Annotated in this window: 17 protein-coding genes and 1 riboswitch; of the genes, 12 read left to right on the top strand and 5 right to left on the bottom strand. The window is 74.9% G+C overall.

Features of this window, described 5'->3' with window-relative positions; translation table 11 throughout:
• Positions 1–23: 23 nt before the first annotated feature.
• Positions 24–1385 (bottom strand): MFS transporter, encoded by a 1362-nt coding sequence (locus ABT263_RS14040; protein ID WP_352290742.1) that lies wholly within the window; start codon positions 1383–1385, stop codon positions 24–26.
• Between the two features lie 364 nt (positions 1386–1749).
• Between ABT263_RS14040 and ABT263_RS14035 the strand changes: the two genes are divergently transcribed.
• The 6 genes from ABT263_RS14035 (at position 1750) to ABT263_RS14010 (ending at position 9239) form a co-directional block, all read left to right on the top strand.
• On the top strand, positions 1750–3117 hold the full coding sequence (locus tag ABT263_RS14035) for a hemolysin family protein (RefSeq protein ID WP_352290768.1): 1368 nt from the start codon (positions 1750–1752) through the stop codon (positions 3115–3117).
• Entirely contained in the window at positions 3114–4139 is a 1026-nt protein-coding gene (locus ABT263_RS14030; protein WP_352290741.1) for a hemolysin family protein, read from the top strand. Before ABT263_RS14035 ends, ABT263_RS14030 begins: the two co-directional genes overlap by 4 nt.
• A 281-nt stretch (positions 4140–4420) precedes the next feature.
• A complete protein-coding gene (locus tag ABT263_RS14025) occupies positions 4421–5344 on the top strand; it encodes an ATP-grasp domain-containing protein (RefSeq protein ID WP_352290740.1) in 924 nt (307 codons plus the stop codon).
• Positions 5345–5422: 78 nt separating this feature from the next.
• Positions 5423–5596, top strand: a riboswitch (M-box (ykoK) riboswitch).
• Positions 5597–5954: 358 nt separating this feature from the next.
• A complete protein-coding gene (locus ABT263_RS14020; protein ID WP_329491400.1) occupies positions 5955–7124 on the top strand; it encodes a magnesium and cobalt transport protein CorA in 1170 nt (389 codons plus the stop codon).
• Positions 7125–7422: 298 nt separating this feature from the next.
• Positions 7423–8496 (top strand): helix-turn-helix transcriptional regulator, encoded by a 1074-nt coding sequence (locus ABT263_RS14015; RefSeq protein WP_352290739.1) that lies wholly within the window; start codon positions 7423–7425, stop codon positions 8494–8496.
• 83 nt (positions 8497–8579) lie between these two features.
• The gene (locus ABT263_RS14010) at positions 8580–9239 is read left to right on the top strand and encodes a helix-turn-helix domain-containing protein (protein ID WP_352290738.1); all 660 of its coding nucleotides are present in this window, start codon (positions 8580–8582) and stop codon (positions 9237–9239) included.
• Between the two features lie 156 nt (positions 9240–9395).
• Here ABT263_RS14010 and ABT263_RS14005 read toward each other — a convergent pair whose 3' ends face one another.
• Entirely contained in the window at positions 9396–10223 is an 828-nt protein-coding gene (locus ABT263_RS14005; RefSeq protein WP_352290737.1) for an alpha/beta fold hydrolase, read from the bottom strand.
• A 377-nt stretch (positions 10224–10600) separates the two neighbouring features.
• On the opposite strand from ABT263_RS14005, the gene ABT263_RS14000 reads away from it, so the two are divergent.
• The 3 genes from ABT263_RS14000 to ABT263_RS13990 all read left to right on the top strand — a co-directional run bounded on the left by ABT263_RS14000 (position 10601) and on the right by ABT263_RS13990 (position 13247).
• Entirely contained in the window at positions 10601–11338 is a 738-nt protein-coding gene (locus ABT263_RS14000; protein ID WP_352290736.1) for a hypothetical protein, read from the top strand.
• Between the two features lie 402 nt (positions 11339–11740).
• Positions 11741–11947, top strand: a complete 207-nt coding sequence (locus ABT263_RS13995) for a hypothetical protein (protein WP_329491405.1) — start codon at positions 11741–11743, stop codon at positions 11945–11947.
• Between the two features lie 106 nt (positions 11948–12053).
• Complete coding sequence (locus ABT263_RS13990; RefSeq protein ID WP_352290735.1) at positions 12054–13247, top strand: trans-sulfuration enzyme family protein; 1194 nt, start codon at positions 12054–12056, stop codon at positions 13245–13247.
• A gap of 136 nt (positions 13248–13383) precedes the next feature.
• Here ABT263_RS13990 and ABT263_RS13985 read toward each other — a convergent pair whose 3' ends face one another.
• Positions 13384–13851: a MarR family winged helix-turn-helix transcriptional regulator gene (locus ABT263_RS13985; RefSeq protein ID WP_352290734.1), complete on the bottom strand. Its 468-nt coding sequence runs from the start codon at positions 13849–13851 to the stop codon at positions 13384–13386.
• A gap of 88 nt (positions 13852–13939) precedes the next feature.
• Here ABT263_RS13985 and ABT263_RS13980 point away from each other — a divergent pair, with 88 nt between their 5' ends.
• Together ABT263_RS13980 and ABT263_RS13975 are read left to right on the top strand one after the other, a co-directional pair.
• Positions 13940–14785: an SDR family NAD(P)-dependent oxidoreductase gene (locus tag ABT263_RS13980; RefSeq protein ID WP_352290733.1), complete on the top strand. Its 846-nt coding sequence runs from the start codon at positions 13940–13942 to the stop codon at positions 14783–14785.
• A gap of 190 nt (positions 14786–14975) precedes the next feature.
• Positions 14976–16202, top strand: a complete 1227-nt coding sequence (locus ABT263_RS13975) for an ROK family transcriptional regulator (RefSeq protein ID WP_352290732.1) — start codon at positions 14976–14978, stop codon at positions 16200–16202.
• A 97-nt stretch (positions 16203–16299) separates the two neighbouring features.
• On the opposite strand, the gene ABT263_RS13970 is transcribed toward ABT263_RS13975, so the two are convergent.
• Both ABT263_RS13970 and ABT263_RS13965 read right to left on the bottom strand, forming a co-directional pair.
• Positions 16300–17712: a lamin tail domain-containing protein gene (locus tag ABT263_RS13970; protein WP_502885802.1), complete on the bottom strand. Its 1413-nt coding sequence runs from the start codon at positions 17710–17712 to the stop codon at positions 16300–16302.
• Between the two features lie 805 nt (positions 17713–18517).
• On the bottom strand, positions 18518–18736 hold the full coding sequence (locus ABT263_RS13965; protein ID WP_329491412.1) for a hypothetical protein: 219 nt from the start codon (positions 18734–18736) through the stop codon (positions 18518–18520).
• A 214-nt stretch (positions 18737–18950) separates the two neighbouring features.
• Here ABT263_RS13965 and ABT263_RS13960 point away from each other — a divergent pair, with 214 nt between their 5' ends.
• On the top strand, positions 18951–19760 hold the full coding sequence (locus ABT263_RS13960) for an arylamine N-acetyltransferase family protein (RefSeq protein WP_352290730.1): 810 nt from the start codon (positions 18951–18953) through the stop codon (positions 19758–19760).
• Positions 19761–19873: the final 113 nt, after the last annotated feature.

The following is a 19873-nucleotide window of genomic DNA, read 5'->3' as shown; positions in this document are numbered from 1 at the left end:
TGACGGCCAGGGGTGCCCGGCCGTCAGCCGGGGCGGACGTCGCCGTGCGCCGGCCACCGGCGGTGGTACTGGTCGATGACGAAGCGGTGCCCGTGCCGCCAGCCGCCGGCGGCCGGGTGGGCGTCGCCGAGGTGGGGGTGGTCCGGCGGCAGGTCGGCGTGGACGTGGTCCAGCTCGGCGGCCTCCCGGGCGGGCCAGAGGGCGGTGGCGGCGGCCGCCGAGGCGAGCGCGACGGCGCCGAGGGCGGCGGCGGTGGCCGGGAGCCCCGCTCCGGCGGCCAGCCAGCCGGCCAGCGGGTAGGTCAGCAGCCAGCAGGAGTGGGAGAGCGAGAACTGCGCGGCGAAGGCGGCCGGCAGGTCGGCGTCGGCCGCGGAGCGGCGCAGCACCCGGCCGCCGGGGGTGAGCACCGCCGAGCAGGCCGCGCCGATCGCCGCCCAGGCGGTCAGCACGGCGCCCCAGGACCACGCGCTCGGGGCGGTGGCGGTGACGGCGGCGACGCCCGCCAGGACCACCGGCAGGGCGAAGGCGGCCGGCAGCATCACCGCCCGGTCGCCGATCCGCCCGAGCACGCGCGGCAGCAGCAGCGCGGCCAGGATGGAGCCCGCGCCGTACGCGCCGAGCGCGAGCGAGAGGGCGCCGGCCGGCCGGTGGAAGTGCTCGCGGACCAGGACGACGGTGTTGACGAAGACGATGGCGCCCGCGGCGGCGACGCCGAGGTCCAGGGCGAGCAGGGCCCGCAGTCGGGGAGTGGCCCAGAACAGCCGGGTGCCGAAGGCGGCCTTGGCGTAGACGCCGCCGGCGCGCTCGACGGGCGCCGGTTTGGGCAGGACGGCGGAGACCACCAGGGCCGCCGAGGCGAGGAAGCCGGCGGCGGTGCCCGCGAACAGCCAGCCGCTGGAGAGCAGGGCCAGCAGCCCGGCGGCGAGGGCCGGGCTGAACAGGCTCTCCAGGTCGTAGGCCAGCCGGGACAGCGACAGGGCCCGGGTGTAGTCGCGCTCGGCGGGCAGCACCTCCGGCAGGGTGGCCTGGAAGGTCGGCGTGAACGCGGCGGAGGCGGCCTGGAGGAGGAAGATCAGGGCGTAGACCTGCCAGACCTGGGTGACGAACGGCAGGGTGAGCGCGACGGCGGCCCGGGTGAGGTCCATGGCCACCATCAGCGCCCGGCGCGGGATCCGGTCCGCCAGCGCGCCGGCGAGCGGGGCGATGGTGACGTACGCCACCATCTTGATCGCCAGTGCGGTGCCGAGGACGGCCGAGGCGTGGTCGCCGGCGAGGTCGTAGGCCAGCAGGCTCAGCGCCACGGTGGCCAGACCGGTGCCGACCAGGGCGACGAGCTGGGCCGTGAACAGGTGGCGGTAGGTGCGGTTGCGCAGGATGGCCGGCATGCGGTGGTCCCGTCCCCGGTCGGCGTCGTGCGGGTACGCCCACCATCGTAGCCAACATGTGCGCACCTGTGCACATGTTTCCGGCGGCGAGGATCGTGCCGGCGGCGGTGACGGCCGCGGCGACGGCAGGGTTGGCCCGAAGCGGCGGCGACCACACAGGTGGCGGCCCTTACGGCACTCTGATTTGCCAACCCTTTACACTCCTGTAGAGCTGGTGACCCGTTCCCCCCGGACCGGGCCGCCCGCCGACCGGCCACCCTCGTCGCAGTGAAGGAGTCGCGGACCCCGCGATGGACGAACCTCCCAGTTCTCACCGTGCTGTTCCCGTCACGACGTGTTCGACCAACGGGGCGGGGGTGGCACGGTGACCGACGTCCTGCTGCTGCTCCTCGCCCTGGTGCTCACCGCCGCCTGCGCGGTCTTCGTCGCCGCGGAGTTCTCCCTGACCACCGTCGAGCGGGGCGCCCTCGAACGCGCCGCCGACGCCGGCGAGCGCGGCGCCCCCGTCGCGCTGAAGGCGGCCCGGCGCCTCACCTTCCAGCTCTCCGGAGCCCAGCTGGGCATCACCATCACCAGCCTGGTGATCGGCATGGTCGCCCAGCCGGCCGTGGCGGGGCTGCTGCGCGCACCGCTGGAGGCCCTGGGCCTGCCGAGCGGCGCGGTCAACACCGTCGGGATCCTGCTCGGGGTCCTGCTCTCCACCGTCGTGCTGATGGTCGCCGGCGAGCTCGTGCCCAAGAACTGGGCCATCTCGCGCCCGCTCGCCGTCGCGAAGGTGGTGGCCGGGCCGCAGTACTACTTCTCGGCCGCCTTCTCGCCGCTGATCGGGCACCTCAACGACACCGCGAACCGGGTGGTGCGGCGCCTGGGCCTGGAGCCCGCCGAGCACCTCGCCTCCGCCCGGACGCCGCAGGAGCTGGTCGCCCTCGCCCGGCACTCCGCCCGGGCCGGCGCGATAGAGCCCGACACCGCCGAACTCTTCGTCCGCTCGCTCAACCTGCGCGAGCTGACGGCGGAGAACGTGATGACCCCCCGGGTCGACGTCCGGGCCCTGGAGGAGCACGCCACGGCGGCCGACGTCGCCAACCTCACCCGGGCCACCGGGCTGTCCCGGTTCCCGGTCTACCGCGGCAACCTCGACCAGGTCGTCGGCGCCGTCCACATCAAGGACGCGCTCGCCGTCCCCGCCGACCGGCGCCACCTGCACCCGGTGGCGAACCTGGTGACCGAGCCGCTGCTGGTGCCCGAGACGCTCACCGTCGACCGCCTGCTGGACCTGCTCCGCGGCGAGGAGACCATGGCGGTGGTGATCGACGAGTACGGCGGCACCGCCGGCATCGCCACCCTGGAGGACATCGTCGAGGAGGTCGTCGGCGAGGTCGTCGACGAGCACGACCCGGCCGAACTGCCCGACCTCATCGACCTCGGCGAGGGCCAGGACGGCCGCCACCGCTGGGACGCCGACGGCATCACCCGCACCGACCAGCTCGACACCGTCGGACTGCCCGACACCGAGGGGCCGTACGAGACCCTCGCCGGACTGATCGCCGACCGCCTCGGCCGGATCCCTGTGCCCGGCGACGTCGTCGAGACCCACGGCTGGACCCTGCACGTCACGGCCGTCGCGCACCACGTCGCCGAACGCGTCCGGATCAGCGGCCCGGCACCCGACGCCGACCCGGACACCGGCGCCGCCGACGGCACCGGACGCCGCCCGGAGGAGAACCGATGACCGCGATCCAGCTCGTCATCGGGCTGCTCACGCTGGTGACCAACGCCTTCTTCGTCGGCGGCGAGTTCGCCCTCATCTCGGTGCGGCGCAGCCAGATCGAACCGCGCGCGGAAGCCGGCGACCGGCGCGCCCGCACGGTGATCTGGGGTCTGGAGCACGTCTCCGCGATGCTGGCCACCGCCCAGCTCGGCATCACCGTCTCCTCGCTGGTGCTCGGCGCGGTCGCGGAACCCGCGATCGCCCACCTGCTGGAGCCCCCGCTGCACAGCGTCGGCGTGCCGGACGCCCTGATCCACTCGATCGCCTTCGTCGTCGCGCTGACCGTGGCGACCTACCTCCACATGCTGCTCGGCGAGATGATCCCCAAGAACATCGCCCTGGCCGCGCCGGAGAAGGCCGCCTACCTGCTGGTGCCGCCGCTGGTCGCGGTGACCCGCGCGGTACGGCCGATCGCCTTCTCCATCAACGCCTTCGCCAACCGGATCCTGCGCCTGCTGAAGGTCGAGCCCAAGGACGAGGTCGCCTCGGTGTTCACCGAGGAGGAGCTGGCCCGCATGGTCAAGGACTCCTCCGACGCCGAGCTGCTCAGCGACCGCGACACCGAGCTGCTGCGGGACGCCCTGGAGCTGGGCTCGCGCCCGGTCTCCGAGGTGGTCACCCCGCGCGAGGAGATCGTCTTCGCCGGGCCCGGCACCACGCCGGTCGAGCTGGAGCAGCTCGCCGCCCGGACGGGGTTCTCCCGCTTCCCGGTGCTGGACGCGGACCGGACGGTGCTCGGCTACCTGCACATCAAGGACGCCCTGGAGCAGGACGGCGCCCGCGACCGGCCGTTCCCGGCCCGCGCGCTGCGTCCGATCGCGCGCGTCCCCGAGTCCACCCCGCTGGACGACGTGCTGACCGCCATGCGCCGCTCCGGCACCCACCTGGCCGCCGCGATCGCCGCCGACGGCACCGCCTCCGGCCTGGTCACCATGGAGGACGTCCTCAAGGAGCTGGTCCGCCCGGCCCCCGCGCGGCCGTAGCGGCGGGCGGGACGCGCGCCCGCCGCCCGCACCCGTGAGACAGCCCGCCCCGGACGCGACCGGGGCGGGCTGCGGGCTTTCCGGAGCCCGCCGTCGAGCCGGCGCGACCGGCGACCGCCCCTGCCGGCCCTGCCGCCCTGCCGCCCCGCCGCCCCGCCGGCCCGACGGTCCGGCAGGGGCGGTTTCGGCCATCCGGGGCCGGAGCGGCGCAAGAGGCACCCTTGTCGCCGTAGGCCGGGCGGCTGTTCCATGGCGGCATGGTCCGAAGCGAGCTCGTTCTGATGACCGATCACAGCTCGACCGAGGGCAGCCGGGAGATCCTGTCGACCGCCGTGCGGGAACTCACCGGTCGAGCACCCGTCCTCGTCGACGCCCGGCACTTCATGACCGGCGGCACCGGCCGGATCTCCGGTTCCGGCTCCGGTTCCGGTGCTTCCGGCGCGGGCGGCGGCCTCCGGCTGGAGGTGCCCGGCGAGGGCGTCGCCGTGACGGCCGGGGCGGTGATCGTCTACGAGATCCCGCCGCACCGGCGCCGCGACTTCGAGCAGTGCCAGCGCCTGCTCGGCGCCCACGGCGCCCGCTCGCTCGGCACCGACGTCGACGCCTGGCGGGTGGCCACCGAGAAGGACCGCACCGTCGAACGGTTCACCCGGGACGGCATCGCGCACATGCCCACCGTCGCGTTCTCCCGGCCCGCCCCGGGGGCCGTCGCCGAGGCCTTCGACCGGCTCGGCGGCGACGTCTGGGCCCGGCCGACCGTCGGGATGGGCGGCAACGACGTCTTCCACCTCACCACCGCTGCCCAACTCGCCGCCGCCGCCCGCTACTACGCCGAGGCGGGGGCCGACTGGCTGATCGCCCGCGACGCCCGGAACTTCACCGCGGACGGCCGGCGCCACCAGTACCGGGTGGTGGTCCTCGACGGACGCGTGGTGCGCGCCGTCGAGCACGTCCAGCCGGACCCGGACGCGCCCTGCAACGAGAGCCGGGGGGCCCTCTCGACCGTCCTGCCGGATAGTGAACTGCCGGCCGGTCTGGCCGAGTTGGCGATCTCCGCGACCAAGTCGCTCGGCCTCCCGCTGGCCGGCGTCGACCTCGCGGCCGAGAGCGGCGGCGTGGTCTTCGAGGTGAACGTCCACCCGCAGTTCGGCACCGTCGGCGGCCTGGAGTCGACCGCCGTCCCGTACGTGGCCGCGCACCTCTAGCCGGGGCCGGGGCGCCACTCCGGTCGGGGCCCTGGTCGGAGGCGCGGGCGCGAGGGTACTAGAATCGGGACAGTTGTGCAGGCACCTCGTTCGGTGAGGCGTCGCCACGGACACAGGCCACTGACCCCACGACGTCGAGAGACGCCCAGGTTCAGGACAGGTCTCCCCGGCCTAAGGGGTGACCCCAAGTGGCTGCACCCCCGGGTGCTACGCCGTGGCGTGCCAAAGCTCTGACGAGATCAGGGGTGCCCACCCGTTCCCGCAGGGCAGCCGTGCCCTCGGCCGTACGGCGTGGCTCGCTCCCTGATGGCCCGGTAACGGCGACCCGGGGTACGGGCGCCCCGACGGCGAGGAGGTGAGAGCTGTGGATCCCAGTAGTCCGGGCCGAAGTCGGCCCTGCCCCGGCACCGCCCCCTCTTCTCCTGGCCCCCGGCACCCCTCCTCCCGTACCGCTCCCCGCCGCCGCACCGCCCGTCGCTGACAACGGGCCACCGCGCGGCCGGGCGCCGTGCGCGGTGGAGGCCGGCCGGGCGCCTCCCCACCCGCCCCGGCTTCCCGCGACCGACGTCCAGGGAGCGCGGCGGACACCGAACCATGGAGGTACCCCGCCATGTCCGACTGGCGTGTGCGCGCCGTGCGCGCGAGCAAGCGTCCGTTCTCCCGCTCCGACAACACCGCCCCCGGCGGCGAGGTCCAGCCGGCGCCCGAGCACTCGATGGACCCCCGGCCCGACCAGCCGGTCGAGCCCGTGGCGCTGGAACGCTCCGTCGTGGAGGCCGCCGTGTACCGCGACGGCCGCCGGGTCGAGCCGCCCGCCAGCCTCGCCGACATCTACCGCCAACTGCCCGCCAAGCCCGGCACGATGGCCTGGATCGGGCTGTTCCGGCCCGCCGAGGCACAGCTGCTGGAGGCCGCCGAGCGGTTCAACCTGCACGAGCTCGCGGTCGAGGACGCCATCGTCGCCCACCAGCGGCCGAAGCTGGAGCGCTACGGCGACACGCTGTTCGTCGTGCTGCGCGCCGCCCGCTACCTGGACGACGTGGAGGAGGTCGACTTCGGCGAGGTCCACCTCTTCGTCGGCCCCGACTTCGTCCTCACCGTGCGCCACTCGCAGGCGCCCGACCTCTCCGCGGTGCGCCGCCGGCTGGAGGACGACCCGGAGCTGCTCGCCCTCGGCCCCGAGGCCGTGCTGTACGCGGTGCTGGACGCGGTGGTCGACGGCTACGCGCCGGTGATCGCCGGTCTCCAGCACGACATCGACGAGATCGAGACCGAGGTGTTCGGCGGCGACCCGCAGGTCTCCCGGCGCATCTACGAACTCTCCCGCGAGGTGATCGAGCTCCAGCGGGCCACCCGGCCGCTGCTGGAGATCATGAAGAGCCTGGAGGCGGGCTTCGGCAAGTACGGCACCGACGACGAGCTCCAGCGGTACCTGCGGGACGTCGCCGACCACGCCACCTACGCCGCCGAGCGGGTGGACGGCTTCCGGCAGATGCTGCAGAACATCCTCACCGTCAACGCGACCCTGGTGTCGCAGCGGCAGAACGAGGAGATGAAGCAGCTGGCCGAGGCCGGGCACATGCAGAACGACGAGATCAAGAAGATCTCCTCCTGGGCCGCCATCCTGTTCGCGCCGACCCTGATCGGGACCGTCTACGGCATGAACTTCGAGAAGATGCCCGAGCTCAAGTGGGCCTTCGGCTATCCGTTCGCGATCGGCCTGATGGCGCTGGTCTGCGTGAGCCTCTACTTCATCTTCAAGCGGCGCGACTGGCTGTAGCGGGGGAGCGGGACAGGAACCCCCGGGCGTACGGGGACCCGACCCCGGGCGTACGGGGTCGGGACGCCGGGCGTACGGGGTCGGGACGCCGGGCGTACGGGGTCGGCCGTTCCGGCGTACGGGGCCGGGACTCCCGGCGTACGGGGCCGGCACTCCGGCCGTACGGGGCCGGCACTCCCGGCGTACGGGCCGGGACCTCCGGTGTAGGGGACCGGGCCGGTGCCATCCCTGCGGGGGATCCGGCACCCCGCCGATCGGCGCGCGCCCGGTGCTTGGTGTGCGTGCTAGCTTCCGGGCCATGGGATCACGTGGGTCACGCGCGGCCGCGGCGCAGCAGGCGATCGAGGGCGTAAGGGAGTTGGCCGGTGCGGGGCTGACGGCCGAGCAGGTGTTCCGGCGGGCCGACGAACTGCTGCGCGACGTCCTGGAGTACGACGCCGTCTGCTGGCACACCGCCGACCCGGCGACCGGTCTGGTCAACTCCGTCCTGAGTGACGACCTCAGCCTGGACTCCTTCGAGAACGCCGTCCGGCTGGAGGTGTGGGCCGACGACCCGGCCACCTTCCCCAGGATCCGCCGCAGCGGCGTCCGGGCCGAGACGCTCAGCCGGGCGACCCAGGGCCGCCCCGAGCGTGCCGCCCGCTTCCGCGAGCAGATCGCCCCGGCCGGGTTCGGCGACGAGCTGCGCGCGACCTTCGACGCGCACGGCGGGATGTGGGGCTGCGCCGCGTTCATGCGGGCCGCCGACCGGGGGCACTTCCTCGGCCGCCACCGCGAGCTCGCCGACACCGCCGCCCGGCACCTGGGCCACGCGCTGCGGGCCTGCCACCTGCCGCCGGGCGGTGGGGCGGACGCCGACGCTGGACCGGCCGTCGTGGTGCTGGGCCCGTCGAACCGGCTGGTCGCCCTCTCCGGCCCGGCCGAGGAACTGCTCGCCCGGCTGGCCGATCCGTCCCGCACCTCGCTGGGGCTGCCGACCGCCTTCGCGATGGCCGCCGAGCAGGCCAGGCGGACGGCGAGCGGGCTGCCGGTGCCCCAGGCGAAGATCCGTATCCAGTCCCGCGACGGCCGCTGGTACGTGCTGCACGGCTCGTCGCTGCAGGGCTCGGCGGCCGACGAGGTGACGGTGGTGGCGACCGCGGCCACCCCGGCCGACGCGATGCCGCTCTACCTCTCCGCGTACGGGCTGACCGCGCGCGAGCAGGAGGTGGCCCTGCTGCTGGTGCGCGGCTGCGACACCCGGGACGTCTCACGGCTGTTGACGATGAAGCCGTACACCGTGCAGGACCACCTCAAGTCGGTGTTCGCCAAGGCGGGAGTGGCCAGCCGCCGCGAGCTGATAGCCCGGATCATGCTCGGCGGCGGGCACTGAGCGGGGCGGCGGGGCGGGCGACGGAACCCGGTCGGCCGATGCCCGTTTGACAAATCCCCTTGCCGGAGCGGCAGATAGGAGCCATGGCCGACCACCCCCACGACAGCGTCCACCCCACCGCAGACCCCACCGCGGACCCCGGCGGCGCCGCCGGTGACGACCTCGCCGCGGTCCTGACCACGGTGGGCCCCCGCCTGCGGGCCCTGCGGCGCGAGCGCGGCAGCACCCTGGCCGGGCTGAGCGCGGCCACCGGGATCTCCCTCAGCACGCTGTCCCGCCTGGAGTCCGGTCAGCGCAAGCCGACCCTGGAACTGCTGCTGCCGCTCGCCCGGGAGTACCGGGTGCCGCTGGACGAACTGGTCGGCGCCCCGGCCACCGGCGACCCGCGGATCCACGCCCGCCCGTTCAAGCGCTACGGCCAGACCTTCATCCCGCTCACCCGCCACCTCGGCGGGCTGCACGCCTACAAGCACATCATGCCGCCGGGCCACGGTGCCGGCCCCGAGCTCGAAACGCGGGTGCACGAGGGCCACGAGTGGGTCTACGTGCTCGCCGGGCGGCTGCGCCTGCTGCTCGGCTCGCAGGACCTCGTCCTCACCGCCGGGGAGGCCGCCGAGTTCGACACCAGGACCCCGCACGCGTTCGGCAACGCCGGGCCGAACGCGGTCGAGTTCCTCAGCCTGTTCGGCGCCCAGGGCGAACGCATCCACGTCCGGGCGAAGCCGGGAACCCCCGTGCGTTAGCTGTCGGCGGGGTTCCGGTCGGGGCCCCGCGAGGCGGTGCGGAGGGGGCCGGGGACGAGTGTCGAGGAGAGCGCGGGGAGCGGCACGAGCGGCGGTGTCCGGAGGCGCCGCGGCCGTCCCCCGGGGTCCGGGGGGAGGGCTGCGGCGCGGGGGCGCTCAGGACTTGAGGAACTCCAGGAGGTCGGCCTCGAAGGCGGTCCGGTACGCCCCGTGCAGACCGTGCGAGCCGCCCGGGTAGACCTTGAGGACGTTGTTCGGGACGAGCTCCGCCGCCTTCAGCGCGGCGGCCGCGATCGGGACGATCTGGTCGTCGTCACCGTGCGCGATCAGCGTGGGGATGTCGATGCGCCGCAGGTCCTCGGTGAAGTCGGTCTCGGAGAACTGCCGGACGCACTCGTACGCGCCGCGCGCGCCGACCTGCATGCCCCAGAGCCAGAACGCCCGGCGGATGCCCGCGGCGCCGACGAGGTCCGCGTCGGGGCGGTCGAACCCGTAGAAGGACTCGCTGAGCTCCCAGTAGAACTGCGAGCGGTTGCCGTCGACCCCGGCCCGGATGTCGTCGAAGGCGGCGAGGGGCGTGCCCTCGGGATTGCCGGGGCCCTGCAGCATCAGCGGCGGGACGGCGCCGAGCAGGACGGCCTTGGCGGCCCGGGCCGACCCGTGCCGGCCGAGGTAGCGCGCCACCTCGCCGCCGCCGGTCGAATGGCCCACCAGGACGGCGTCACGCAGGTCCAACTGCTCGATCAGCTGGGCGAGGTCGTCGGCGTAGGTGTCCATGTCGTTGCCGTGCCAGGGCTGGTCGGACCGGCCGTGGCCGCGCCGGTCGTGGGCGATCGCACGGAAGCCGTTCCCGGCGACCAGCCGCAGCTGTTCGTCCCACACGTCGGCGTTCAGCGGCCAGCCGTGGCTGAAGACGACGGGGCGGCCGCTGCCCCAGTCCTTGTAGTGGATCCGGGTGCCGTCGCTGGTGGTGATGGTGGGCAAGGGGGCTCCTTCGCACGGGATGCGGGACGGGGAGGAGGTGGGGACAGGGCGGGGTCGGGGCGCGGTCGGGGCTTCGGCTGTCCCCGGGGCCGGTCGGTCGTGCGGGTCGGTCGTGCGGGTCGGGCGGCCCGGTGAGGGATGACCGCGCACTCCGCCGACGCTAGGCCCGGAGCGGGCCCGCCACCCCGCGAACGTGACGCTCCGTCAGCGTGTCGGCCGGGAACGTCGGCCGAACGGGTGACCGAGGACGGGGCCGAGGCAGCCCGGGCCCGCCCGGCCGACGGTTCGGCGACGGCCCCCGTCCGGAGCCGGACAGCTGCCATCGCGCCTGGTGGGCAGCGGTCCGCCGGGCGTCCGGGCCGTCCTATGCTGGCGGGATGACCGAACTTCCCGGCTTCGCCGCGCTGCTGGCCCGACTACTGGACCACCGGGGCCCGGAGCCCGCCGAGTCGGCCCGCCGGGCCGGCGTCACCGACGCCGAGCTGGCAGCGGTGCTGGACGGTGCAGCGCCGGATCCGGCGCTGCTGCGCCGACTCGCGCCCGCCCTCGGCCTGGACACCGCCGACCTGTTCGAGATCGCGGCGCTGCCGCTGCCGGCGGACCTCGCGCCGGCCGGCGGGATGGCCACCACCTCGATCGTCGGCGTGGTGCGGTTCGGCATGGCGCTGTCGGCCGACCGGCGAGCGGAACTGCGCTCCTTCGTCGCCTCGCGGCCGCCGGCCGACCGGCCGGGGCGGATCGAGGGGCTGCCCGCCTCGGCGCCGGACCCGGCCTCCGCCGGGAACCTGCTGATGCGGATGGTCGCCACCCGGAACCTCGGGTGGACCGGAACCACGAAGATCTTCCACCTGCTCACCGGCCGGTACTGGATGTCCGACGCGTACGGGCGGATCTCCTCCGGGGCTGAGGCGCCCACCCCGGACCTGGTCGCCGACTTCGCGCTCGTGCTGGGCATCCCGGTGGGCGACCTCGCGGCGCTCCTCGGGATGCCGCTGCCGCCGGAGCTGCCCGGGCCGGACGCCGCCGTCGCGGACGCCGCCCTGCTGCTCCGGGGCCTGCGGCGGCTGGGCGTCGCGCAGCTGCGCGAGGCGGAGGACCTGGCGAGGGCCCTGTAGCCGTCCTGACCGGTGCGGCCCGCCGGTGGCGCGGACAGCCGGTGGTCCGGTCGGCAGGCGGTGCGGCCCACCGATGGCCCGGGCGGCCGGTGGTGCGGTCGGCGGGCGGTGCGGAACACGGATGATCCGGGCAGGCTCCGGTACGGATCCTCTACAGCGCTGTAGAGTCGTTCGGGTGGCGACTACGCCCGGTCGCGCGGCCGTCCCGTCGGGGAGCCGGCGACCGCACCGGAACGGGAGGGCGCAACCGTGGTGGAAGGTCGGGGCATGCCCGTACTCGAAGGCAGGCGCGAGGCACGGGACGGAACAGACCCGCGCGGAACAGGACCGGGCGGACCGGGGCGGGGTGAACCCGGGCCGGACGGACCGGAGCGGGGCGCACCGGAGCGGGGCGCGGGCCCGGTGGACACCGAGGTGGAGTGGGTCTACCAGCCGGTCGAGGTGCACTTCGACGACGACCGATGGGCCCTCGGGCGGATCAGCGGATGGTGGCAGGACGCGGGCGGACGGCGCTGGTGCCGGTTGAGGGTGGCCCGGAGCGGTCACCCGGCCCGCTGGGAGCCGTTCGACCCGGCGCGGGTGGTTCTGCTGCCCGTCGGCGGACTCTGAAGCCCCGTCGGGGCGGTGCCGCCCGGGCCCGGACCGGGCCGCGGCAGGCCACTTGCCCGGGATTGGCCCTGGCCCCGGCGGAGCGGACCGGCCGAGGATGAGCGGTATGAGCGATTTCGACAGCGCGCTGCGCCCCGAGAGCCGGATCGTCCACCCGCCCGTCCCGGAGGTGACCGGCAGCCGCCCGATGGGAGTGCCGCTGCACCAGAGCCACCTGTTCGCGTTCGAGGACAACGACGCCCTGACGCGCGCGTTCGCCGGACCGGACGAGGCCTTCCTCTACAACCGCTACGGCAACCCGACGGTCCGCTCGCTGGAGCAGGCGGTCGCCGGGCTGGAGGGCGGCGCGGGCGCGATCGCCACCGCCTCCGGCATGGGCGCGATCAACACCGTGCTGCTCGCACTGCTGAGCTCCGGCGACCACGTGATCGCCCAGCGGAGCCTGTACGGCGGCACCTTCGCGATGCTCGCCGACCTCGCCCGGCGCTGGGGCGTGGAGGTCACCCACGTCGGGGGCGACGACCCGGAGGAGGTGCGGGCCGCACTGCGCCCCCACACCCGCCTGCTGCACCTGGAGACGATCTCCAACCCGACCACCCGCGTCACCGACCTGCCCGGGCTGATCGGGGTCGCCCGGGAGGCCGGGGTGCTCAGCGTGGTGGACAACACCTTCGCCACCCCGCTGCTCTGCCGGCCGATCGAGCACGGCGCCGACATCGTGGTCCACTCGGCCACCAAGTACCTCGGCGGGCACTCCGACGTGCTGGCCGGGATCGCCGTCTTCGCCGACCCCGAACTCCACCGCACCGTCTGGCACTACGCGGTCGAACTGGGCGCCTCGGCCGACCCGCACAGCGCCTGGCTGACGCTGCGCGGCCTGCAGACCCTGGCCCTGCGGGTGCGCCGGCACTGCGAGAGCGCCCGGGAGCTGGCCGGCCGGCTGGCCGGTCACCCGGCCGTCACCAGCGTCCACTACCCGGGCCTGCCCGCCCACCCCGACCACGAACTCGCCCGCCGGCTGCTGCCGGAGGGCCACGGCGGGGTGCTCGCCTTCGACCTGGCCGGCGGCCGGGAGGCGGCCCGCGCCTTCACCGAGTCGGTCCGGCTGGCCTCGCTGGCCCCCTCGCTCGGGGGCGTGCACACCCTCGTCCTGCACCCGGCCAGCACCTCGCACCGCCAGCTCGACGACGCGGAACTGGCGGCGGCCGGCATCGGCCCGGGCACCGTCCGGGTCGCCGTGGGCATCGAGCATCCCGAGGACCTCTGGGCTGACCTGGACCAGGCGCTCGCCAAGCTGTGAGCCCGACGGCGGTGCGGCGGGGCGGCCGGGGCGGCCAGGACGACGATGTCGTCCTCGGTCGCCCCGGCGGCGGCCGGGCCGAGCGCGTGCGGCTAAGAGCAGGTCGTCCGGCCCGCCGGCGGCGCGTGCGGCGCGGTCAGGCCCCGGGTGCGGGCGGCTGCTTGAGCTTGGCCCAGACGACCTCCAGGGCCGCGATGTCCGCGTCGTCGAGCCGGTCGTCGAAGGCCTCGGCCAGGACGGCGCGCCGGGTGGAGTCGGCGGCGGCGAAGAGCCGGCGGCCCTCGGGGGTCAGGGTGATCCGCACCGAGCGGGCGTCGACGGGGGAGGGGACGCGCTCGACCAGGCCGCGGGCCTGGAGCGAGTCGGCCACCCGGGAGACCTGGCTCCGGCTGAGCAGCGTCTTGGCGCCGAGGTCGGAGGCGGCCACCGGCTCCTGCTGCCCGTGCAGCCAGAGCATCACCTCGAACCAGGAGAGGGGCAGGTCGTGGGCCTTGCCGAGGGCCTGGTCGACCTTGGCACTGAGGGTGGTGCCGGCCCAGACGAGCCCGTAGAAGGCGTGGTCGCGGGCGGTGAGCTCGCCCAGGGTGAGTTCGGTACGCGCCATGCCGACACCCTACCCGTTTGCGTGTGCGCACACACGGATCTATGGTGTGTGTGCACGCACGCAAATCCGAGCCGTCGGGAGCGCCCTCATGACCACCGCCCGCATCGCCCTGATCACCGGTACGTCCTCCGGCATCGGCATGGCCGCCGCCGTGGCCGTCGCCCGTGCCGGGCACCACGTCGTCGCCACGATGCGGGACACCGGCCGTTCCGGCGCGCTGCTCGCCGCCGCCGAGGCGGCGGGCGTCGCCGACCGGATCGAGGTGGCCCGGCTGGACGTCACCGATCCGCGGTCGGTCGAGGCCTGCGTGGCCGGTGTGGTCGCCCGGCACGGGCGCCTCGACGCCGTCGTCAACAACGCCGGGGCCGGCTACGTGGGCACCGTCGAGCAGGACGGACTGAAGCCGGTCCGGGCCACGATGGAGGTCAACTTCTTCGGTGTCGTCGACGTCACCCGCGCCGCGCTGCCGCACCTGCGGGCCGTCGGCGGCCGGGTGGTCACCGTCACCAGCGTCGGCGGCGTGGTCGGGCAGCCCTTCAACGAGGCCTACTGCGCGGCCAAGTTCGCCGTCGAGGGCTTCATGGAGGCGCTGGCGCCGGTCGCCGCCACCGTCGGCGTCAAGGTCACCGTCGTCGAGCCGGGCGCGGTGGCCAGCGAGTTCGTCGCCAGCCAGGGCCTGGACATCCCCGCCCTGCTGGCCGCCGCCGGCCCCTACGCCCCCGCGCTGGACGCCTACGCCGCCCGCACCCGGGCGGCGTTCAGCCGGGCGCAGACCCCGGAGCAGGCCGCCGAGTCGGTGGTGGAGGCGCTGACCGCCGAGCAGCCGCCGTTCCGGATGCAGACCTCCGAGACCGCCCGCGCCTTCGTCGGCGCCAAGCTCGCCGATCTGGACGGCTCCGCGGTGCAGGAGCTCACCGGTGGCTGGGTCGGCTGACCGCCGCCGGGGCCGCCCCCGCACCTCCTCTGGTTGAGGACATGCCAGGTCAGCGAGGTGCGGAGCGGCATGTGCCTCCGAGAGGTTCCAGCCGATGGACGGATTGACGACCGGTCATACTGGGCGAGGCCTGAGCGCAGGCCACAGGCGTCGACGACGGCGCCGAGCACGCCCCAGACCGGAGGAACCGATGAGCCGCCACCTGCCGACCACCGTTCCGCCGGGCGCGACGCCGGCGCAGCCGTGGAACCGGCAGCGACTGCGGAGCAACAACGAATGGCTGCTGCTCGAACTGCTGCGCACCGGCGGTCCCTCCTCACGCGCCCAGCTCGCCCGGGACACCGGGCTGTCCAAGCCCACCGTCTCCGCCGCCCTGGCCGCGCTGGAGCAGGCCGGACTGGCCCGCGAGGCGGGCCGGTTCGTCCCCGAGCGCGGCCGGACGGCGGTGCTCTACGAGCCGGACCCGACGGCCGGCCACGTACTCGGCGTGGACATCGGCCGGGGCTGGCTCCGGGTCGCGGTGGCCGACCTCGCCGGGCGGATCGTCGCCCGCCGGGACGTGCCCAACAAGGGCCGCTCGGCCAACGCGGTGGCCGACGCCGTGGTCGCGGCCGCCCGGGAGACCGCCGCCGAGGCGGGGCTGGCGGCCGGCGACATCGTGCACGCGGTGATCGGCACCCCGGGTGTCTGGGACGAGCAGCGGCGCGGCGTGCGGTACGCGACCAGCCTGCCCGGCTGGGGCAGACGCGGTCTGTTCGACCGGATCGCGGCGGGACTGGAGACCGCCGTCACCGTCGGCAACGACGCCAACCTCGCCGCCCTCGGCGAGTTCACCCTCGGCGCCGGGCGGGGCAGCCGGATGTTCGCCTACCTGCTGATCGGCACCGGCCTCGGCGTCGGCGTCCTCAAGGACGGCGAACTGCTCTCCGGCGCGCACGGCGCGGCCGGCGAGGTCGGTCTGGTGCCGCTGCCCCCCGGAGCCGACGGCGGGCCGGGCCGGACGATCGAGCAGGAGGCCGGGGCCGACGCGGTGGTCCGCACCGCACTGGGCCTCGGCATGCGCGGCCCGCTGACGGCCAAGCAGGTCTTCGACGCGGCCCGGGCCGGCGACCCGCTCGCCGCCCGCGCGGTCGAGCGCGAGGCCGAACAGCTCGCCTACGCGATCGCCGTGCTCGCGGCCGTGCTCGATCCGGACCTGGTGGTGCTCGGCGGCGGCGTCGGCGGCAGCGCCGACCTCCTGCTGGAACCGCTGGAGCGCGAGCTGCACCGCCTCACCCCGCTGCGCCCCAAGCTCGCCCCGAGCGGGCTGGGGGAACAGGCCGTGCTGCTCGGCGCCGTCGCCACCGCCCTGGACACCGCGCGGCCCGAGGTCTTCGAGCGCCGCTCGGCCCTGGCGGACCACGGCGTGCCGCTCTGACGGACCGCGGCCCCGCCGCTCCGGCGGCGGACCGGCCGGCCTGACCGCCGCGCCGTGGCCCCGGCCGGAGCGGCCCGGACCACGGCGCGGCGGTCGGTCAGCAGCTGATGCTGCCCCGGCGCAGCGCGTGGCCGCCGGTGTTGCTGTCGTCGGCCCAGTAGACGGGCTTGGCGCCGGCGGTGCACTCCCCGGCGCCGGCCAGGGCGAAGCCCTCGTTGTTCAGGTTGGCCAGGCCGCTCGGCCGGTTGAACACCGCGGTGGTGACGAAGGTGCCGCCCGCGCCGATCTGCATCGTCCGGTGCTGGCCGTCGCAGGTGTCGTCGCACACCACCCAGAGCCGGGAAGCCTGCGGCTCCCACTGCAGCTCCATGACCCCGGCCATGCCGCTGCCGAGGGTGGCCACCCGGGTGAACGCCCCGCTGTCCTGGAGGACGAAGCCGTAGATCTGGCCGCCCTCGACGCCGACCAGGAACACCCCGCCCCCGTGCGCGCCGTATCCGGCCGGGTCGTAGGCCGCGTGGGTCGACTCGTCGGTGAACCCGGCGCCGGTCAGATAGCCGTCGGGGATCCAGGTGATGCCTTCGAGCCCGAGGTTGGAGCCCACCGACGGCAGGGCGGAGGTCAGGTTCCACTCCTTCGCGGCGGTCAGCGTGGTGCCCGTGCCGCTCACGTCGTACCGCAGGACGGAGAGCCTGCTGGTGCCGGAGGCGTCGCCGTTGCGCTCGCTCGCGACGAACACGCCCCCCGAGGCGCCGGCACCGGTGAGGGTGACGCCCTCGCTGTCAGGGGTGCCGGAGCCGCCCGGGAAGCGCAGCTTCTTGCCGGCCGTCCAGCCGTTCGCGGTGTCCGGCTTCCACCCGCCGGACCCGTTCGGCACCAGCCGCCACAGCTTGCCGGAGTTCTGCGCCCCCCACAGCACGCCGCCCTCCTGGTAGAGACCGCTGAGGTCCGACCCGAAGACGTTGGAGGCGTCGGCGTTCGCCACCGTCCCGCTGCCCGGCCAGGCCACCGGCGAGGTGCCGCCGGTGCTGCCGCAGGCGTTCGCCGCGCCCAGGGTGAGCGCCGCCTTGCGGAAGGCGCCGGTGCCGTCGGGGCAGCGCGACCAGGACGGGGCGGAGTGCTCGCTCCAGCTGAAGCTGTCGACCAGGGTGCTGCCGTTCGGCAGGTACAGCCGCGCCTTGTCGGAGGAGCCCAGGCCGAACGCGCCGTGGACGTCGAAGGCGCGGAACCCGCCGGGAGCCAGCGTGGTGCCGGGGGCGATCGCGTACTTCGAGCCGTTGTCGTCGTCCTTGAGGATCCAGCCGGAGACGTCCACCGCGGTGGTGCCCTTGTTGTAGAGCTCGACGGAGTCGTCGACGTCCCCGGTGGTCACCACCTCGTTGATCCGGATGTCGTCGGTCGAGGCCGCGCGGGCGGGCGAGGCGCTCAGCAGCCCCGCCGGCCCGGCGGCGGCGACGAGGAGGAAGGCGAGGCTTCGGCGCCAGCGCGGTACGCGCGATTCGGTCACGATGTCCGTCCCGGGATCGTCCTGTCAGGGTGTCACCACCCTTCCGCCACCGACCCAACGGGTGCCCGCCGCCGGGCGAGCGCCGTATGAACAGCGGACGAACCGCCGGGCGCGGCCCGGGTGGCGGGAGACCGGGTAGGTCGTACCTCCCACTGTTCCCCTCGCCGCCCCCGTGAACCGCCCCTCCCGCGGGCCCGGGCTCCGGCGGGGGCGGGAGCACCCCCGGGGCGCCCGGGGCCGGTGGGGTCCGCCGTGGCGGGCAGCGGCTTCCGGGGGCATCCTCTCGATGTCCAAAGCCCTTACGCGTCAAGGAATATGAGGTAGCGTCATGGGCTCGGCACGACCGATCCGGAGGTCCGGCCGGCCGGGGCAGGGGTGGGAGCGGCCGGGGGAGCGCATCGGGCGGGCCGCGGCCTTCGCGATCGGTTCGCCCCGTCGGCGGCACGGATTCTGCCTCGACCTGATGGTCCGGGCGGTGCCCGCCGGAGCGCTGTTCGCGCTCGCGGTGCACGCCTTCCGCGAGGCCGGCGACCGGCGCCGCGAGCTCATCGCCCTCGGCCTGGTCGGGCGGGCCGGCGGTGACCTGGGCCTGAGCCTCCTGGCCGAGGCGGCCGAGGGGCTGCTCGGTCTGGGCGACGAGCTGGCCGCCCACCTGGTGCTGGAGGAGGCCGGTGACGCGCTGGCGGAGGCCGGACAGTACGAGCAGGCCGCCGCCGTCCACCGTACGGTCGCCGACTTCCGTGCCCGTGTCGGCGACCCGGCGGCCGAGGAGCCCGCGCGCCGCCTAGGCGCGGGCCCCGGTCCGCGCCTAGCCGACAGCCTGGTACCCACCGTCCTCGGCGCGGAAGATCTGCTTGGCCTTGGCGAGCAACTGGAGGTCACGGCGCACGGTGCGCGGGTCCGGGCGGGGCAGGTAGGTCTCGCGGGCCCGGTGCCAGTCCCAGGTGCCGCCGTCCTTCCGCATGATGTCCAGGAGCCGCTGCCGGCGCTCGATCGCCGAGGCGGGTGGGGTTTGGTCGTCGTTCATGGGTTCATTCTCTCGCATCGCGGTGCCGGGTCGGGACGGGGGCGCCCTGGGCGGCGGGGAACCGCGCGTAGTCGTCCGTGTTCCCGCCGTTCATGGCCGGACCATGATCCTCCAGCCGGGACCGACCCGGCGGCAGAGCCTAGGCCGCTCGGCCGATCGCGACCGGGACCAGCGGCGGAGGCCGGCCGGACCGCTCGGTCCGTACCGTGGTGGAATGACTGTCGATCTGGAGAAGTACTTCGCCCGCATCGGATGGGAGGGCGAGTCCGCGCCCACCGCCGCGACCCTTCGCTCCCTGCACCGTGCCCACATCCTCGGCATCCCGTTCGAGAACCTCGACGTGGTCACCGGCTCGGTGCCCTCGCTGGATGTCGGTGAGCTCCAGGCGAAGCTCGTCGACAGCTCCCGCGGCGGCTACTGCTTCGAACACAGCTCCCTGTTCGCCGCGGTGCTGGACGAGTTGGGCTTCGGGGTCACCCGGCTGACCGGCCGGGTGCGGGTCGGCGCGCGTGCCGGGGAGATCCGACCGCGGACCCATATGGTGCTGGCCGTCCAGGTGCCCGGCGAATCCGGCCGCCACCTCGTCGACGTCGGATTCGGGTCCATCGGCGGGCTGCTGGAGCCGCTCCCGATGATCCCCGGTGAAGCTCGCGAGGCTGCCGGGCGCACCCACCGGCTGGTCGTCGAGGAGGCGGACGGCCCCGCGCCTGTCTGGGTGCTGCAGGCGAGGACGGGCGAGGCCTGGGAGGACCAGCACGCCTTCACCCTGGACCCGGTCCCGGCGCCCGACCTCACGATGTCCAACTGGTTCGTGGCCACCTACCCGCGCTCGCCGTTCCGGCGGTTCTACCTCCAGCGCACCCGGACCGCCGATCACGTGCGGCTCGACGGAAAGACCTTCACCCACACCGACGCGGCGGGCACGACCACCGCCCGGGAGCTCGAAAGCCCCGAGGAACTGGTGGAGTTGCTGGCGTCCGAGTTCGGCATCAACCCGCCCCCGGGCGTCGCCGCGGCCTTCTGACCCCGCACCTCGGAGCCCGCACCCCGCACTCGCACCTCGCACCCCGGACCACGGGGCACCGGTGCGGCGGCCCCGGAGCCGAAGCTCCGGGGCCGCCGCGCCGTCGTCGGACG

It is taken from the genome of Kitasatospora sp. NPDC001603 (assembly GCF_040298365.1).
In the GTDB taxonomy this organism is placed as follows: Bacteria; Actinomycetota; Actinomycetes; order Streptomycetales; family Streptomycetaceae; genus Kitasatospora.
Note: the sequence above shows the minus strand (reverse complement) of the source record. Positions and strands in the feature narration are given on the sequence as shown.

Excerpts from the sequence above, each read along its gene's own strand:
- ABT263_RS14040 (WP_352290742.1), bottom strand. The coding sequence starts at position 1,385 with ATGCCGGCCATCCTGCGCAACCGCACCTACCGCCACCTGTTCACGGCC.
- ABT263_RS14030 (WP_352290741.1), top strand. The coding sequence starts at position 3,114 with ATGACCGCGATCCAGCTCGTCATCGGGCTGCTCACGCTGGTGACCAAC.
- ABT263_RS14025 (WP_352290740.1), top strand. The coding sequence starts at position 4,421 with ATGACCGATCACAGCTCGACCGAGGGCAGCCGGGAGATCCTGTCGACC.
- ABT263_RS14020 (WP_329491400.1), top strand. The coding sequence starts at position 5,955 with ATGTCCGACTGGCGTGTGCGCGCCGTGCGCGCGAGCAAGCGTCCGTTC.
- ABT263_RS14015 (WP_352290739.1), top strand. The coding sequence starts at position 7,423 with ATGGGATCACGTGGGTCACGCGCGGCCGCGGCGCAGCAGGCGATCGAG.
- ABT263_RS14010 (WP_352290738.1), top strand. The coding sequence starts at position 8,580 with ATGGCCGACCACCCCCACGACAGCGTCCACCCCACCGCAGACCCCACC.
- ABT263_RS14000 (WP_352290736.1), top strand. The coding sequence starts at position 10,601 with ATGACCGAACTTCCCGGCTTCGCCGCGCTGCTGGCCCGACTACTGGAC.
- ABT263_RS13990 (WP_352290735.1), top strand. The coding sequence starts at position 12,054 with ATGAGCGATTTCGACAGCGCGCTGCGCCCCGAGAGCCGGATCGTCCAC.
- ABT263_RS13985 (WP_352290734.1), bottom strand. The coding sequence starts at position 13,851 with ATGGCGCGTACCGAACTCACCCTGGGCGAGCTCACCGCCCGCGACCAC.
- ABT263_RS13980 (WP_352290733.1), top strand. The coding sequence starts at position 13,940 with ATGACCACCGCCCGCATCGCCCTGATCACCGGTACGTCCTCCGGCATC.
- ABT263_RS13975 (WP_352290732.1), top strand. The coding sequence starts at position 14,976 with ATGAGCCGCCACCTGCCGACCACCGTTCCGCCGGGCGCGACGCCGGCG.
- ABT263_RS13965 (WP_329491412.1), bottom strand. The coding sequence starts at position 18,736 with ATGAACGACGACCAAACCCCACCCGCCTCGGCGATCGAGCGCCGGCAG.
- ABT263_RS13960 (WP_352290730.1), top strand. The coding sequence starts at position 18,951 with ATGACTGTCGATCTGGAGAAGTACTTCGCCCGCATCGGATGGGAGGGC.